11 protein-coding genes are annotated in these 15659 nt (G+C 57.6%); 7 read left to right on the forward strand and 4 right to left on the reverse strand.

What is annotated here, in order from left to right; genetic code table 11:
- Positions 1-784 precede the first annotated feature (784 nt).
- Positions 785-1993, reverse strand: coding sequence for a metallophosphoesterase (locus AAF358_10360; GenBank protein ID MEM7705945.1), 1209 nt, complete (start codon positions 1991-1993; stop codon positions 785-787).
- 143 nt (positions 1994-2136) lie between these two features.
- Between AAF358_10360 and AAF358_10365 the strand changes: the two genes are divergently transcribed.
- From AAF358_10365 to AAF358_10385, 5 genes are all read left to right on the forward strand, one after another.
- Positions 2137-2622 (forward strand): hypothetical protein, encoded by a 486-nt coding sequence (locus AAF358_10365; GenBank protein MEM7705946.1) that lies wholly within the window; start codon positions 2137-2139, stop codon positions 2620-2622.
- 496 nt (positions 2623-3118) lie between these two features.
- A complete protein-coding gene (locus tag AAF358_10370) occupies positions 3119-4993 on the forward strand; it encodes an integrin alpha (GenBank protein ID MEM7705947.1) in 1875 nt (624 codons plus the stop codon).
- Positions 4994-5017: 24 nt separating this feature from the next.
- Positions 5018-5785 carry an Ig-like domain-containing protein gene (locus tag AAF358_10375; GenBank protein MEM7705948.1) on the forward strand — a complete coding sequence of 256 codons (768 nt, stop codon included), beginning with the start codon at positions 5018-5020 and terminating at the stop codon, positions 5783-5785.
- 289 nt (positions 5786-6074) lie between these two features.
- Positions 6075-6854, forward strand: coding sequence for a DUF6515 family protein (locus tag AAF358_10380; protein ID MEM7705949.1), 780 nt, complete (start codon positions 6075-6077; stop codon positions 6852-6854).
- A 16-nt stretch (positions 6855-6870) separates the two neighbouring features.
- Entirely contained in the window at positions 6871-7533 is a 663-nt protein-coding gene (locus AAF358_10385; GenBank protein ID MEM7705950.1) for a DUF3313 family protein, read from the forward strand.
- 166 nt (positions 7534-7699) lie between these two features.
- Here AAF358_10385 and AAF358_10390 read toward each other — a convergent pair whose 3' ends face one another.
- Positions 7700-8251 (reverse strand): outer membrane beta-barrel protein, encoded by a 552-nt coding sequence (locus AAF358_10390; protein MEM7705951.1) that lies wholly within the window; start codon positions 8249-8251, stop codon positions 7700-7702.
- A gap of 78 nt (positions 8252-8329) precedes the next feature.
- Here AAF358_10390 and AAF358_10395 point away from each other — a divergent pair, with 78 nt between their 5' ends.
- Together AAF358_10395 and AAF358_10400 are read left to right on the forward strand one after the other, a co-directional pair.
- Positions 8330-8716 (forward strand): BlaI/MecI/CopY family transcriptional regulator, encoded by a 387-nt coding sequence (locus tag AAF358_10395; GenBank protein ID MEM7705952.1) that lies wholly within the window; start codon positions 8330-8332, stop codon positions 8714-8716.
- A gap of 2 nt (positions 8717-8718) precedes the next feature.
- Positions 8719-10122: a M56 family metallopeptidase gene (locus tag AAF358_10400; GenBank protein ID MEM7705953.1), complete on the forward strand. Its 1404-nt coding sequence runs from the start codon at positions 8719-8721 to the stop codon at positions 10120-10122.
- A 197-nt stretch (positions 10123-10319) separates the two neighbouring features.
- Here the strand turns inward: AAF358_10400 and AAF358_10405 are convergent, their stop codons facing one another.
- Both AAF358_10405 and AAF358_10410 read right to left on the reverse strand, forming a co-directional pair.
- Complete coding sequence (locus tag AAF358_10405; protein MEM7705954.1) at positions 10320-14438, reverse strand: S8 family serine peptidase; 4119 nt, start codon at positions 14436-14438, stop codon at positions 10320-10322.
- 317 nt (positions 14439-14755) lie between these two features.
- On the reverse strand, positions 14756-15659 hold a 904-nt coding region (locus tag AAF358_10410), incomplete at its 5' end, for a hypothetical protein (protein MEM7705955.1).

A 15659-nucleotide genomic window follows, 5' to 3' on the forward strand; every position in this document is an offset into this window, starting at 1 on the left:
TTGCGATATAGGTGCTGCTAGCGCTATCGAAATAGGACTGATACCGTCCGGGGTGACTTTTGTTTAGGTATGGGACCGGGATTTCAGGCAGACCGAGTCTCGCCGCTAGGGCGCTGAGATCATCGGTCAACGATTCTGTTCTCAAGATCTGGTCCACGGCTACATGCCCATCAATCGCGACCCAGGAAAAGCAAGAAGGCTCCAGCCAGACAGTACGGTTCGCATCCCGTGGAGGACAAATTTCGCATTCTATTTCCGCAGCACCCTTTTGTAAGAACTGTTCAAAGCTCGTAGAGGCAACATCGTCCCTGCTTGGCCAATGTGGCGGCCAGCTCTTGGTTTGCTGGGCCTTTAACGAGGCTTTCCTGAAGGCAAATAAAGAAACCGTTCTTGCCCATGGGTTCCGAACGCTCGCGATCTTCAGGTATGTGTTGAACACTTTTGGGCGCGCTTTTGCCACGAAGCTAATCGGTTCGTGATTACGCTCTGACAGTCTTTCAACCTCAGGGTCCCAGGTTCGGAGAACTGACGTTAAGGTCGTGCCACCGGTCTTAGGCACATGTATGTACAAGAGCTTCAGTTTGTGAGATACGAATGCCATATTCGGTTCATCAACGCGATGCAAGACATTCGTTGACGCTATCGCAATATCGAAGGCTAGCGCAATTGCGTCCGGCTAGCACTTCGAAGTTTTACAGCCTGGGGAATTCGCCTTAAGTTTGTCCACGCCACCCAATTACGTTTTTCCCATAGGCATCTTTCCAGTGGCAAACACCCGACGTACTTAAAGCGCCTGCTTCTCACCGTTTTGCCTCAGGCGAAAGTACTCACCCTCCTCCAGCAGGAGGCCCTCGCTGCTGCGAAATGGGAAGCTAGACAGGTAATCTTTGGGGTGTGGGACGTCAATCGCAAAGACCTTGTTATTGAATCGCGCGTTGACGCTGCCTTGCAGCGTATGGCCAACCACAACGGCGTTTGCGCCGACAGCTCCCAAGGCAGCTTCCACCTGAGCCTGGGTCAAATCATCTTTGAAGTATCCGCGATACCACGCAGGCCCGGTTGTGCTGGAGCGCAAAAACGATTCCGGAGTGACAGCTGTCGGCGTGAAATAGAGCTGCCGATACCCCGATCTGACAATCTCATTGATCTGGATTACCGAAAACTCATGCTCGGCGAGCTCTGGGTGCAGGCCGCCATGGACAAAGGCCACGCCGTTGATAATTTCAAGCACATTTTTTGATTGCAGCCACCGACCAAGCAGTGAATCTTCATCGTATAGCTGGTGCTGCTGCTTACCCAGCATGCCTGCTATATAGAAATATTTGTCTTCTGCCGCCTGGAAATTGCCCTGCAGATTTTTGATCTCATGGTTACCGATGATGTAGTGCACCACGCCACCTTGCTGACGCGCTGACTGCTCAAGTTTGTAGATCCCCCACAACACTTGTGTGGTCGAAGCACCTCGATCGACAAAGTCGCCGACCAAGACCAAATGCCCCTTAGCGAAGGTCCAATTGAGGCTTTCGTCAGCCACGCCGTGAGCGACAAGGAAATTCCTGAACGCGCCAAATCCGCCCTCGACGTCTGAGAGGGCGATAATGGGTTGATCGGTTTCATAAATCGCTTGAGGTACGCGGATGTTGGCGTCGGGCTTGACGGTGAACACACTGCCGTCAGCCGGGAACACAATTTCAATTTCCGAATTCCGATCCTGCTCGATCGCCCGAGTCTCAACGTGATAGCCGTCGGTGTTGTTGCCCCGAAGCGTTTTTCCAATCAGAGTGCCATTTTCGAAAAAGACGTGGGTTTCACCATCCAGGCGATACGCCAACCTGTCTTCAAAAAAATGTGCTTCGGCGCCGATGGAAAGACCAAAACAAACCAAAGCAACGAACAACAACAAAAAAGTGATCGAAAAGTGTTTCAAATTAGTAATAAGCAAAGACACGAGCCGCCGACGTTTGTTTGGGCGGCCACCGATTCCAGTCTCCATAGCAATCTCCAGTACTGACTTCGCCACTCGCATTCATCTCGCTGTGCGACAAAGGGCGAGAGGAATATGCTTGGCAAAACGGCAATAATGACATTAATTAAACATATTGCGCAACATATTGCTTAAATAACCAAGGACACCTCGTGACCGACACTCAATTTCTTGACACCAAAGCCGCCTTCGCCTTGCGAGTGACCCAGCTTGCTGAGCGGCTGTATGCGCAGATGGCCGAATCAATGGCGGAGCGCGACGTGCGTCTGGCAACGAAGACTATGGGCATCGTGCAGCTGCTCTACTCAGAGGGGCCACACTCTCAAGCTGCCATTGCGCAGCGGTTGCGATACTCGCACCAGCTCACCGCCCAGAGACTGACGTGGCTCTACAAACACGAGTATGCTTCGGCCGCCCCTGACCCTCACGATGGGCGCCGAAATCTGATTGGGCTGACGGATGAGGGACACGCGGAGGGCGCAAAGCTTCAGCGCTTTCTCCCCCTACTCATCGAGGCCTACGAGCATCTCTTCGGCGAGCTCCAGATTGATTTCGACGAAATGGTGAAACGCGCCGATCAGCTGCTGCTGGAAACGCCACTGTCTGAGCGTATGCCCCCAGGGCTTGGCAGGGGATAAAAGGGAGAGTTAGTTTCCTTAGTCTTGAATAATGATTCAGCGACGAAAGCCAGGGGCCAGGACCAAGTGTCAGGTCGGACAGCCAATCCTTTGCGTTTCCTATACTAATACCCAAAGATCGGAGTGTATCTCGGCAGCAGACAACGCCTTAGGTTTGCTTGTCACGGCCTCGCGTTGCTGTCCTGTGTGAAGGTGGATGCACGCCACATGATCCGAGTCCAAGCGCCGCTAGCAGCAATAACTCTGGGCGCTCTCAATGGGACATGACATCTAGTCCCCACTCCTAGATTCTTGTCTGCTGCAGCTGAGATTCGACCTGGCAGTTGGTCCCGTCCCTAGATTTCTGTAGCACCCTTCTCGGACCTGACGTCACGCAGGGCCGAAGCCAATACCCCTATGACGCGCCAAGTGGAGCAAAACTCTTTTCGCCGACAAGTGACTTGATATTGCGCTATCTGCTAGGTTGATGTTTTCTACCTTGGGATATGCCGATCCAATGAAAAGGCTAACGTTGGTGACTTCGATAGCTGCGGCGGTTGCCGGCCATTCGTCGCTCGCACAGGAGTCCATCAATCTGGCGGACCTTGATGGCAGCAACGGCTTTGTGTTGACCGGCATTGATGCTGATGATCAATCCGGAGTGGTCAGCAATGCCGGTGACGTCAATGGTGATGGCATCGACGACGTGATCATCAGTGCACCGGCGGCCGACCCTGTGGTCGCTAGCGAGGGGGAGACCTATGTCGTGTTTGGCAACAGCGTCGGATTTCCTGCCAGTTTCGACCTCGCCAATCTCGATGGTAGTAACGGATTTGTTTTGAACGGCATCGATATCGGTGATGCTTCCGGGGTCTCGGTCAGCGCCGCAGGTGACGTCAATGCCGATGGTATTGACGATATTATCATCAGCGCACTTGCGGCCGATCCCGGAAGCAATGCCGAGGGCGAATCCTATGTAGTGTTTGGTAGCAACACCGGGTTTTCCGCAAGTTTCGACTTGTCCAGCCTTAATGGCAGCAACGGCTTTGTGCTGAACGGTATTGACCCCACCGACCGCTCTGGTCGCTTTGTGGACGGCGCGGGCGACGTCAATGGTGACGGTATCGACGATGTCATCATTGGCGCTTATCTCGCCGACCCGGGCACTGATGACGAAGGAGAGTCCTATGTGGTTTTCGGCACTGATCTTGGGTTTTCTGCCAGCATCGATCTGGCCAACCTCGATGGCAGCAACGGTTTCGTAGTAAACGGCATCAATGCCAACGACTATTCGGGACAACTGGTTGGTAGGGCTGGCGATGTCAACGGCGACGGGATCGACGATGTCATCATCGGTGCACCAATCGCGGACCCTGGGGGCAGCGCCTCGGGAGCGACGTATGTGGTTTTTGGCAGTGACGCGGGATTTGTGGCGAGCATCGACCTGGCCAGCCTGGATGGCAGCAACGGCTTTGCGCTGAACGGCCTCGCGCCCGGGGATATATCCGGAAGGTCGGCGAGCGGAGCAGGTGATGTTAATGGTGACGGCATTGACGATGTCATCATCGGCGCCTCTTTCGCCGACCCTGATATTGATGGTGAAGGTCAAACCTATGTGGTCTTCGGCAGCAACAGCGGGTTTTCTGCCAGTTTTGATCTGGCCAGCCTTGATGGCAGCAACGGCTTCGTGCTGAACGGGATTGATGCCAATGACTTCTCTGGCCGCTTTGTAAGCGGTGCCGGCGACTTCAATGGCGATGGTATCGACGATATCCTTATCGGAGCCGAAGGCGCTGATCCCTCGGGCGATGACTCAGGCGAAACCTACGTGGTGTTTGGCAGCCGCGCGGGGTTTTCTGCCAGTTTCGATCTGGCCACCCTCGATGGTACCAACGGCTTAGCCCTGAACGGCGTTGATCCCGACGATAACTCTGGATTCACCGTAAGTGGCGCCGGGGATGTGAATGGCGATGGTATCGATGACATTATCATTGGCGCCGACGGCGCCGATGTCGACATCGGTGGTGAGGGCGAATCCTATTTGGTGTTCGGCAATGCCACACCACTTGCCTTGGGCCACACCATCGTTTTGTTCGAAGAGAGCGAAGATGAGAGCAACCCTCTCGACTATCGCCTGGATCTCACTTTCGCCCCCAACTACGTCGATGTTGATCCATTCGCCGGTGCAGCAGTGACGGCAGATGCTAGCTCTGGCAGCGAGGGGCAGTGGCAGTATTCCACCGACGGGGTTGATTGGTTCCCAATGCCGACATTGCTGAGCAATACAGCAGCTGTGGTGCTGACAGGCGAGTCTTCGTTGCGATTTGTTCCGGCTGCTAATTTTTTCGGCACCCCGGGAGCGCTGACCGTGCGCCTTTGGGACGGACGTTAGCGCGACCCGGGAGAGGGAGTAGATGTGAGCGGCGCGATTGGCGGCCTAGGCGGATTCGCCAACGACGACAACCTGCTGGTCGTGACTTTGGACATAGCGCCCGTGAATGATGCGCCCAACTTTACGGCGCTAGATCCGCCACCGGTGAACGAAGACCCAGGCGGCGTCACGGTGACGGGGTGGTCAAACTTCGACCCCGGTCCTGGCGAGTCGGGCCAGATTGCGCTGCTTTATCAGGTAGAGAACATATCCAATCCGGGACTGTTTTCCGTACTCCCGACCATTGGTACCTTGGGCAATCTGGTTTATGACACCAAACAGGACGTCAGCGGCGTCAGTACCTTTGATGTGCGGGTGGTTGATAACGGCGGAATCGCCGACGGCGGCGTAGATGTCTCGGGCTTTCAGACTTTTACCGTCACGGTGAACCCGGTCAACGATCCACCGGTGTTTGCGGCAGATGACCCACCACCGGTGATCGCTGACGACGGCCCTCAAACGGTTAGCCAATGGGCTAGCTTTGATGCCGGCGCGGCCGACGAGTCAGATCAGCAGGTAACACTTTCGGTGACGAATATCGCTAATCCAGTGCTGTTTGCTGTACCGCCGAGCATCGACGCCAACGGAAACCTCACTTACACTCCGGCCCCCGGCACCGCAGGCAGCTCGATCTTCACTGTCGTGGCCAGCGACGACGGCGGAACCGCCAACGGTGGCTCAGACACCTCTTTAGCGCAGGAGTTTGTGATCAACGTGCGCAGTGAGTTGCTATTTGCCAACGGCTTCGAGTGAGAATCCGTAAGCAATAGGTAGCGGCGGCGCGCAAAGTGGCTGCGGGTGAAATCCCCACCATCGACGACGGAGGCCGAAGGCCAATAGAACCACTTCGAGCCAGATCTACTTGGGTTCTGCCCACCGAAGGTGCCGCAGTCTGGAAGGAGCGTTGCGGTCAGTCTTCCGACAGGCGTGATTCCCTTTGACCGCAAGTGATGCCATCCTGGATCCCGCTGATACGCGCACTGTTTCGCTTGTCGCGCACAAAACACTCTCACCTGCCTTCAAAAAGGGACGGAACGGCGGAATGAATATCAAAATCCTTGGGCTCGCGGCCATTTTAGTTGGGAATTTCGCGCCGACAGCCGCTGACGCAGTCAACCCGGTTGCCTTACAAAACCTCACAACGGCCGCAGTGATCAGTCAGGTTCGACCCGCCGACAGACGAGATGACAGACGCCAGCGGCGAACCGAGGATCGCCGGCGCGAGGACCGCCGCGAAGATCGGCGAGACGACTGGCGAGAGGATCGCCAAGAGGATCGCCGGGACGACCGCCGCGACGACAGGTGGGAGCGCTACTGGCGCTATCGAATTGGGGTTCGCCTGGCAACGCTACCTCTGCGGCACAGCCGCGTGGTCATCGGGTCCACCGTCTATTACTACGCGGACGGCGTCTACCTGGTTCAGCGCGGCGGAGGCTATGTTGTGGTTGGAGCGCCCATCGGCGCTCGCATCGTGGGGCTTCCCTATGGTTTTCGAAGTTTCTGGATCGGTCCGAGGCGCTACTTTTACGTCAACTCAACCTACTATGTTTACGCCCCTGGCAGTCGCGACTATGTGGTGGTTGCCGCGCCTTCAGGCGCTGAGCAGGCCGTGGCCAACATAGCACCAGAACCCGTTGTGTACCCGGCAGGTGGTCAATCGGTCGAGCAGATCGATCAGGACCGTTATGAGTGCCACCGCTGGGCGATGGGCGAATCGGATTTTGACCCCACACGTTCGCAGCAGGACGCCGGGGCGGATCAGGACCGATACAACCGGGCCTTGTCGGCGTGCCTGACGGGCCGCGGCTACACCGTTGGATGAAGCAGGAGATCGAGCAATGACATTACCTAACCAGCCCACCGTGCTGCTCGCAGCCCTGTTTCTGGCGGCCTGCGCCTCGTCGCCACGGGTGCAGACGGGCCCCGATGCCCGGGTGAACGCCCAGGGCCTGCATTTTGTAGACAACACGGACATGAGTGAAGCCTGGTTTCGCCCGGATGCTGATCTCACGCAATACAACAAACTGATGATTGTCAGCGCGGGTACGCACTTCGTCGATGCCGAAGCCGCGTCGGACAAGCAGCGCCAAAGGTATGAGCGGTTCGAAGAAATCATGATCGAGGAGTTCACGCTGGCACTTCGGGAACTGCGTGGCTTTGAAATCACCGACACGCCGGGGCCGGGTGTGCTGTTACTGCACGGCGCGGTCGTCAATGTGACGTTGGAAGAAAACAACCCCGGTCCACGGGAGCGCGTATTTGTGAACGAGCTGGGCTCCGCTGATCTGGTCATCGATCTGCGAGACTCGGTAACCGGCCAGGAGATTGTGGCTGCCCGCGACAACGGCGTGCTGGAAAGTGCTGGAGGCCGAATGACGGAGCTTAGCGACGCCGCAACCTCGGCCGCTGCGCGGCGGCTCGCCAAAGGCTGGGCAACACTGCTTCGCGACCGCCTTGATACGCTCGCAGGCTACCGCCTTGGCAGCGCTGATTCACGTTGACGCGATGATCTACGGTCTCACGGACGCGGCGAAAGCTCAGTCGGTGGATAGCTGAGCAACCAGCGGGTCCGATCAAGCGCATCTACACCAGGCCAACCTGGCATTTGGTCCTGGACCCTAGGATTGGACCCTAAGACTGCTGGACTCCAGTTTACGACCAGTTGCGCTATTCGAAGCGAAACGTACCTCCAACACTCAACTTTCTCCATTGCTTTGATTGTTGAAGCTCGCCATAAAAACCCCAATTAGGTGTTGCCTGGTACTCGACTCCTACTCCAAGAAAGGGCTCATTACCTGATGAACTTTCGCCTACGGGGCCAAACGCCGTCCCACCCCTGACTTCTGTCCGAAAGTGCGTCACACCGAACTTTGCGAACGCAGTCCACGAAGTAGTCAGAGGATACCGGCCTACACCTGCAAGGCTGACTCCCCGGGCTTTGGCGATACCAAACTGCTGCCCGTCCGGACTCCACCAACCTTGGGAGCCAAACTGGTCTAATCCACCCTCAATGGCAAAGTGTTCATTAAACTGATAACCAACTGAAATTGATTGGCCATTATCTGTTGAGGGCGAGCCATTCAGGCCCTCAATGCCGAGTTCAGTCTGCGTCAGACCATAGCCAAGATACCAATTGGAGACTGGATCCGAATCAATCTCTTGAGCATGACTGACGGGACCGCTGACAAGGGCCAAAAGGGTGAAGGTAGTCAATCGCATTGTTGTACTCTCCCGAGGCAAGTGTTACATATGTAGCGAACCATATAACATCATATGTTACATATGCAACACTAAATTATGATCGACAGTGTTCTTCAGTTTTTGAGTGGCAGAGATCGACAAATTGTCGAGATCGTTTACGCCCGTCGTTCGGTATCTGCAAAGGACATCATGAGCGAGTTGCCCGAGCCACCAAGTTATTCGGCGGTTCGATCAATGGTGAATCGATTGGTGGACAAAGGGGTTCTGGGGCGACGGAAAGTCGGAAAAAAGTGGGTCTACGAGGTGCTGACTCCAAGGCAGGAGGTCTGCCAGGGGGAACTGAATCGTCTGATTGACCGATTCTTTGATGGATCCAAAGGCGCCGCGATCATCGGATTGCTGGGGCATGACGAGCGAGAGCTCAGTGAAAGTGAAGTTGAGAAAATCATGGCCATGATCAATCGAAAATCGGGAAAGAGATGATCTTGGACTGGGCCGTCAAAGCAACGGCAATAGCTGGCGTCAGCCTCCTGCTCTGCCTTGTCGTCACCAGAGCCCAGATCCGGGTGATGATCCAAACTACCGCGCTGCTCGCAATTTTTGCGGCGTCAGTACTAGCCATCTTGGGATTCGGCGATCTCATTGTGTTTGAGCTCGAAAGAGCAGCGCCGAGCCCGACGGTGACCGGATACGCGGATAGGGAAGTCGGCAATCCGGAGTCGGGTGTCAAAACGTGGGTGATCAGCTACTTGGTCATCTCCGCTTCGCTGGCGCTGAGAAACGTCTTCCTTCCTGTCTTTCGGGCTCGAAGGGTGGTAAGAAGCGCCAGCCCAGTTCCGTCAAATTGTATATGGTCAAAAGCGCTTCATAGCACAGCATTTCAACCCCAAAATGTTCCGCCAATCCTTGCCAGTCCACAGGTAACGGCTGCAGGAACTATCGGGTCGCTTAAGCCTTGCGTCATCGTTCCAATGACGAGTACCGTCAACTCGTCAGAAGCCGGAATGGTGCTGGCTCATGAACTGGGGCACATCCGTCAACATGACTGGATCCGGATGCAGTGCGCTCACCTGATCGCTAGTGTTCTCTGGATTCATCCGCTTGTGTGGTTACTGCGTAGACAACTGACCAAGGATATTGAGCAAGCCGCGGATGAATGGGCACTGGACCACGGGTGTGACGCCGAAAGCTATGTCATGACACTTGCGAAGCTAAAGCAGAATGCGGGGCCGGCCGTTGGGTTGGCGATTGCGGCATCTGAACACTCTTTGGTGACCAGAGCTCGGCGGGCCTTGGACTATGTACCGAAGGCGCCTAGGCGCCGATTACTCGAGTCGGCTGTGCTGTTCTTTTCAGCATTTATGGCAGTAACGGTGTCGTTCAGAGTTGTAGACCGTCCGTTCCCGAGTCCTCCCGCTCAGCTGGTTGTTGCTTCGAACCAAGTGTCTACAGATACTCGGAAAATTCAGGGCCTGTCGCGTGCAACAGTGCCCGCTAGTCAGGCAACAGTTTCCCTTCCTGGCGAAACTTCCAACACCGAAGCTTCAGCTAGCGTTTTGCCGAATGAATCCACGTCAAAATCCATTCCGCAACATCAGCCAGCTAATCCGAAAAATGATACGAAAGAAACGGCGCGGCTCGATCCACCACAACGAGCCCTGGATTCCGCTGACCTGATGGCCCTGGCGCGTTCAATGGACCTTGTGGGAAAGGCAGTCGAGAAGGATGAAAGCTGGGAACCTCAAGATCTTTCGCTGTGGCCTGAGTCTGAGCTTCTGGCCGAACAGGGGCCGGGCGGCCCGTCACGGCCGAAAATCATTTTGGCGCCTGTCAGGCGTGGTCAAAACGAGTCCGAAGGCATCTTTCTTGGATGGAAAACAGAGTTTTGAGCGATAACTCGGCGGCGACTAGCCAAGGCGGATGTCTGGGGTCAGGACCAAGTGCCAGGTTTAATTACCCTCGATGTCTGGGGTCAGGACCAAGTGCCAGGTTTAATTACCCTCGGAAGCACGACCACGCACCAAGGGCCTAACGTATTACCCATGCGCTCAGAATAAAACGCTATCTATTAGCCAATAACGGACCCTTACTGGCAGGCGTTACCCTTCAAGCCCGTGAGGCGAATCACGTCCAGGTTGCCGTCGGCGTAGCCGCTGGTGGTGCTGTCCCAGCTGACGCTTGCCGAATCTGGGCCGGTAAAGCTGACCGATATCTCCCCCCAGGGCACGGAATCCACTACCGAGGGATTGAAGTTGGGCGGGAAATCAGCACCGCTAAAGGCGGCCAGGGGCACCGTTGCCGTGTCCCCGTCGAGCGGGCCCTGGCCAAATAGCCAGACCTGCTCACCGTTTCGGTAGACGTACCAGGCCAGAATCACCTGGTCCTGACCGCCGGTGTTCACCACCTCCATGACAAACCCATGACCGTTCTGGTCGGGGTTGTAGTAGCTGCCGCTGCGGCAGCTGTTGCCGCTGGTGCTGATCGGAGCGAGCTGGGTCATGGCCATGCTGCCGCTGCCAAATCCGCTGACGCTGCTATCCCAGGAGGCGGTGCCTTCGGTATTGCTGTCAAAGTCAAACGTCAGCGTGCCCCAGGGCGTGAGGTTGACCGCGTCCGCATTGAAGCCGGGCAGAAAATCAGCGCCGTCGGTGATAAACACGTTCAGCTCCGCCTGCTGGCCCTCGGCCGGGCCTGTGCCGATAAGCCATACCGGGTTGCCGTCCTGATAGACATACCAGTAAGCGTTGACCAGATCGGGTTCGCCTGCGCCACCCTCCAGTAGCTCGATCAGCCAACCGTGGCCGGACTGTTCGGCGTTGAACCAGGGCCCACTAATTTTTGAGCTTAGACCGGAAGCGGAGCAGGAGGCCGGCGTGCTGGCATCTGTCACCTGGATGTTGTCCAGATAAAACCCTTCGAACTCGAGGCCCGGGTCTGACGAAAAGGCCCAGCGGATCTGCACTGTCTGGCCTGCGTAAGCGTTCAGACTGCTGCGATATTCAGTGAACTGCTCTTGCACACCGTTAAAGGCGCCCTGGCTGGCCGGATAGCCACATTCGTTGATCGGTACGCCATCGCCGTTGGGCTCGGTTTCGGAAAAGTCTGAAGGATAGCCCCCTTCCGGAGGCAGGTCAGACCAGGTCTGGCCGCCATCGCTGGAGATCTCCACGACAACACCGTCCCAGTTCAACTCCAGGTTGTACCAGGCGTCATAGGAAAGGCGGGGCGAACCACCGGCGGCCAGGTCTATCGGCGGGGTGGTGACATACGCGCACGTCAGGTTGGGGTGGTTCTCCCCGTCCGGGGCGTTGTGGAAGCTAAACGACCCGGTGGAGGCGCGCTGTTCCGTCACCTGCCAAGGGGCACCGGTGCTCACAAACGTCAGCGAATCGATATCATCAAGGTAGGTGCCCGGCTCATTGCTCTCTGAGCGAGTCGTGGCGCGTACCCGAAGCTCGTCTCCGGTCTCGTTGCCTCCGTCCGGGCCCTCGCCACGACCGGCCGTGTCTTCCGCCCGCACCACGTAGTAGTAGGTGGTCAGCGGTTCCACATCGAGATCCTGGAATCCGGTGGCGCCCACGCTGGCAATGCGGTTTTCCGGCCCAGGGACAAAAAACGGGTCAACCGATCGATAGACGTTGTACTTCAGACCCGCGCCCGGGCACACGGCTTTTCCCGGCGCCCAGCTGACGGTGATGCCGCATTCATCACCGCCGACGACATCGATAGAGGTGGTCGCCGAATTAAACTCCGGCAGCAGCGTGCAGGCCGCCTCGGACACCACCGATTTGCAGGTGCTCACCGGGCCTTCGCCGCAGCTATCCACACCGCGGAACTGGTAGGCGTATTCAAAGCCGCCCTGTGTTCCGCTATCGGCGAACACCCCATCCGTACTCTGCCCCACATACTTAAAGCGGTCTTCAGCATCGGCGCAGCTGCCCAGGGCGCGATAGACCTGATAACCGGTAGCACCGACCACGCCATCAAGCGTCAGATTGACGTCATCGGCACCGGCTTCGAGCTGAAAATCGCCGATGGTATCCACAGCGCTATCGCACTGGGCCGCGGACACCGACAACGCAAAGCCTTGCCGATCGGTGTTCTGAATGCCGTTACCGGGAATGCTTGTCCCAGCCACGGTCACGGTGTATTCGCCAGCCTCGGGCGCCGTCAGACGCACCTGCTCTACCGTGTTGAGCGTGTCGCGGCTGCCGCCGGTGAGGGACTCGGCACCGCTGATCACATTGCCCAGCCAGGTCTGTCCGGCACCTTCCACGCGCAGGTCCAGGTCGTTGATCAGGGACCGACCAACGGCGCTGAGGGCCGGCGGGTCGGTCCAGGTAAGCGTGGCGCGAAACTCTTCGCCAGCCCCTACCGAAACGGTGAAGCGCTCACTTTCCCCCTGTTTCAGCCCGGCGCCGTTGGGCCGGTCCCAGACACGCAGGTCGCGGTTGTCGCCGGCAAAGTACAGATTGTTGTCCAGATACATGCGGCCCCAGCCCGTTTCGTTGGACGGTGTGTCGGCGTAGGCGCTGGCACCGTTGATGATCACCGACTTCATGAGCGCGCCGGATGGCACCACCTGGTCTTCGTCACTGCGCACCCCGCTTGGGTAGAACCCATCCATAAAGTACTGCCGCAGCAGTGCGGCCCCGCCGGAAACTGTCGGCGCCGACATGGAAGTGCCCTGGCGGGCGGCGGTGGGATTGTTGTTGAAAAGCGGTGGCGGATTGTCGTTCTGCGTGTTACCCAGCACTGAGCGAATGCTCACGCCCGGGGCCATTACATCGGGCTTTATGCGGCCGTCGTGGGCCGGCCCACGACTCGAAAAGCCGGCCGGGTCCCGATTGTCACCATGTTCGGTGGCGCCGGCCGATACCGGCGACTTGGCCTGAGCAGGATGGCCCGCTGTGTCCGGCCCGGGCCCTTCATTGCCGGCAGAAAACACCAACAGCAGGTCTTCCCTGGCGTAGGCGGCCGCGTCGGCTTGGAAATCATTGCCGAAATAGCCGTTGTCGGGCGGCGGTGGTGCATCCGAACCGTAGCTGCCGTTGGACACGCCAGCACCAGCATCCGCCGCCTGCAGGAACATGGGGTAGCCTCCGCGGCCGGTCAGGCAACCTTCGTCGGCGTTACCCAACTGCTGAAACAATATCTGCGCGTTGGGCGCCATGCCATCTCCGCCGTCGGAGTTGGGTTCGGTGGGCGTAGAAAGTTCGCCCCCGTCGCCGGCGACGGTGCCCACCACGTGGGTGCCATGAAAGTTGGCTCGGTTGCCACCGCAGAGCTGGTTATGATCGTAGGGAACCGCGCCTGGCTGAACGAAATAGCCGACGACTTTGCGTTCCGGAAAAAGCACACCCACCTCGTCAGCGTTGAGGAACTCTGCATCCGTAACCTCGGTATTAACCGTGCTGCCGTTGTTGTAACGGTGGAAATTCTCAGCGTTACGGTCCAGCCCGGAGTCGGCCACCGCGATAATCTGCCCGGTGCCGATAATGTCCTGGTCCCACAACGGCGCATTGTCCGGCGGCGGGCCACCAGAGGAGCCGTTGGCCTGAATGACTCCAACCGAATCCTGATTGTCGATGGTTTCCGGGTAGTGCCGATCCAGCCACATCACCTGATCTGCGGCCGCCATAGCGCGGGCGAAGGCTGCCGGGGCGACGCCGCTGGCAAGCACGACCCGGGCGATCGGCACGTCCAGCACGGAATCGGCAAACCTAACCTCGCTGCCCGGTTCCAGCTTGACTATGAGCGCGGCCAGCGCGTCGGGTGATTGGCCTGGATATCCCATTACCTCCACCGGGAACGACCGCGCTGACTTGCGTGTCTCTCGACTGAGGGTGGGGCTCACTTTGTAGTCCGACCGCCAGGGACCGACGTACCGAAGACTCGGCTCTGCGGACAGATTTTCACGACTGGCTTTGTCCCAGCGCACCAGGTAAGCGTTTTCCGGCACATAAGCGAGGATCTTTGCCCCCGCCATCTCAATCACCCGCCGGTCCACCGCATCGGCGTCGGTAAATTGCACCAGACCGTGGCGGGACTTCAGGTCCGCCGCGCTTGCTTCGGCTTTGGCGCTTTCGCCAGTGGGGTCAATCGATCCGACGCGGAGCAGTAGCTCTGCTGCGGTGGCCTGATTGAAAGAGGTTGCGAGAAAAAGAGATACAGCCACGAGTGTGGCGAGCGTCGTCCGTGTCATTAAAGCTCCCGTCCCGTTGCGAAAATTGATCGGGATTTTATGCAGCATACCGGGCACCCAAGAAGCCAGCAAATCCTGGGAATCGGACGGTTGCGGGCAATACCGGCAAGAACGGCTATTCGGGCGAATCCGCTTTCACACTTTTGTACTTTTCCGATCAATGCCTGTGGGCGTGATGCACACCAGCAGATGGTGACCGCGTCCAAATTCCTCGGCCAGTGGCTCCAACAATTCCTTGGTCCGGGGCCCGAAGATTCAATCAATCCGGTAGGACCGACCCGCCGCCCCGCCTGGCAATCGGCGCCGACCCCGGGGGCTTAGTCGGAAATCTCCGCCTCACTGCGCGACAGGCGAAGCCGCTCACGCATCTGCTGAAACGTATGAGGCTGGACCTTGCGCATGGGAATGGTCAGGGGCCGAGATTTCTGCGCCGCAAGCACACCCAGCAACGAAGCCTGGGAGTCACGCTCACCTGGGGTGTTGAGCGAGCTGGCGGCGAGAATTACCGAGGGTTCGCTGATGACGTTGCCCGCGGCGTCGGTTTCGAATACAAAACCCAGTGCTTTGTCATCGGTTGTGAAAAACTTGGCTACAGCAATGTCGCCGTCTTCAATTTCCTGGACCGCAACGAAGGCCTCTTCATCCTCATCGAAGTAGGCAAAGCCAGGGGTACCTCCCGAATCCAGAGTCGTGAATTCCTTTGCCGGCGTGACGCCATCTTCCAGAAGGGCCTGAGCGACGGCAAACACGATGGTGTCGGAGTCGGTCTCGGTAGTCGAAACCTCTGCCACGGACCAAACTCCATGCAGAAAATCGGCATCGTTGATGAAGTTGAAATTAAACGGCTCCAGGGTTCGCTCGACGCCGTTGGCGTTGACGGCCCCCAAAAGTCGTCCTTGCTGGGGGCGGAACTCAGCGTTGAACGGACCCAGCTCTGTGGTTTCGGTGCGGTTGCGAGTGACCGAAAGCGTCCCGGTCAGCGTGACCACAACTTCCTCCAGACTCACAGCTTGATAGGTCACCGTGCACAGCGCCGTCCGAAATGTCGGAGCTCCATCGTCTTCGTAGGTGTACCAGGTAAGAAATGCCAGATCGTTCTGGGACTCGATGGTCCACCCCTCGCCGTTGAATCGAGGGTCCCAGAAAGTGCCTTCAATCGTGGCCCCGGCAAACGAGACGTAAGCAAGCAGCATCGCGGCGATGAGTAATCTCATAGTGACA

Source organism: Pseudomonadota bacterium (genome assembly GCA_039033415.1).
In the GTDB taxonomy this organism is placed as follows: Bacteria; Pseudomonadota; Gammaproteobacteria; order Xanthomonadales; family SZUA-38; genus JANQOZ01.

What these genes read in the sequence shown, in the direction of transcription:
- AAF358_10385 (MEM7705950.1), top strand. Translation starts at nt 6,871, where the DNA reads ATGACATTACCTAACCAGCCCACCGTGCTGCTCGCAGCCCTGTTTCTG.
- AAF358_10395 (MEM7705952.1), top strand. Translation starts at nt 8,330, where the DNA reads ATGATCGACAGTGTTCTTCAGTTTTTGAGTGGCAGAGATCGACAAATT.
- AAF358_10360 (MEM7705945.1), bottom strand. Translation starts at nt 1,993, where the DNA reads ATGGAGACTGGAATCGGTGGCCGCCCAAACAAACGTCGGCGGCTCGTG.
- AAF358_10370 (MEM7705947.1), top strand. Translation starts at nt 3,119, where the DNA reads ATGAAAAGGCTAACGTTGGTGACTTCGATAGCTGCGGCGGTTGCCGGC.
- AAF358_10390 (MEM7705951.1), bottom strand. Translation starts at nt 8,251, where the DNA reads ATGCGATTGACTACCTTCACCCTTTTGGCCCTTGTCAGCGGTCCCGTC.
- AAF358_10405 (MEM7705954.1), bottom strand. Translation starts at nt 14,438, where the DNA reads ATGACACGGACGACGCTCGCCACACTCGTGGCTGTATCTCTTTTTCTC.
- AAF358_10380 (MEM7705949.1), top strand. Translation starts at nt 6,075, where the DNA reads ATGAATATCAAAATCCTTGGGCTCGCGGCCATTTTAGTTGGGAATTTC.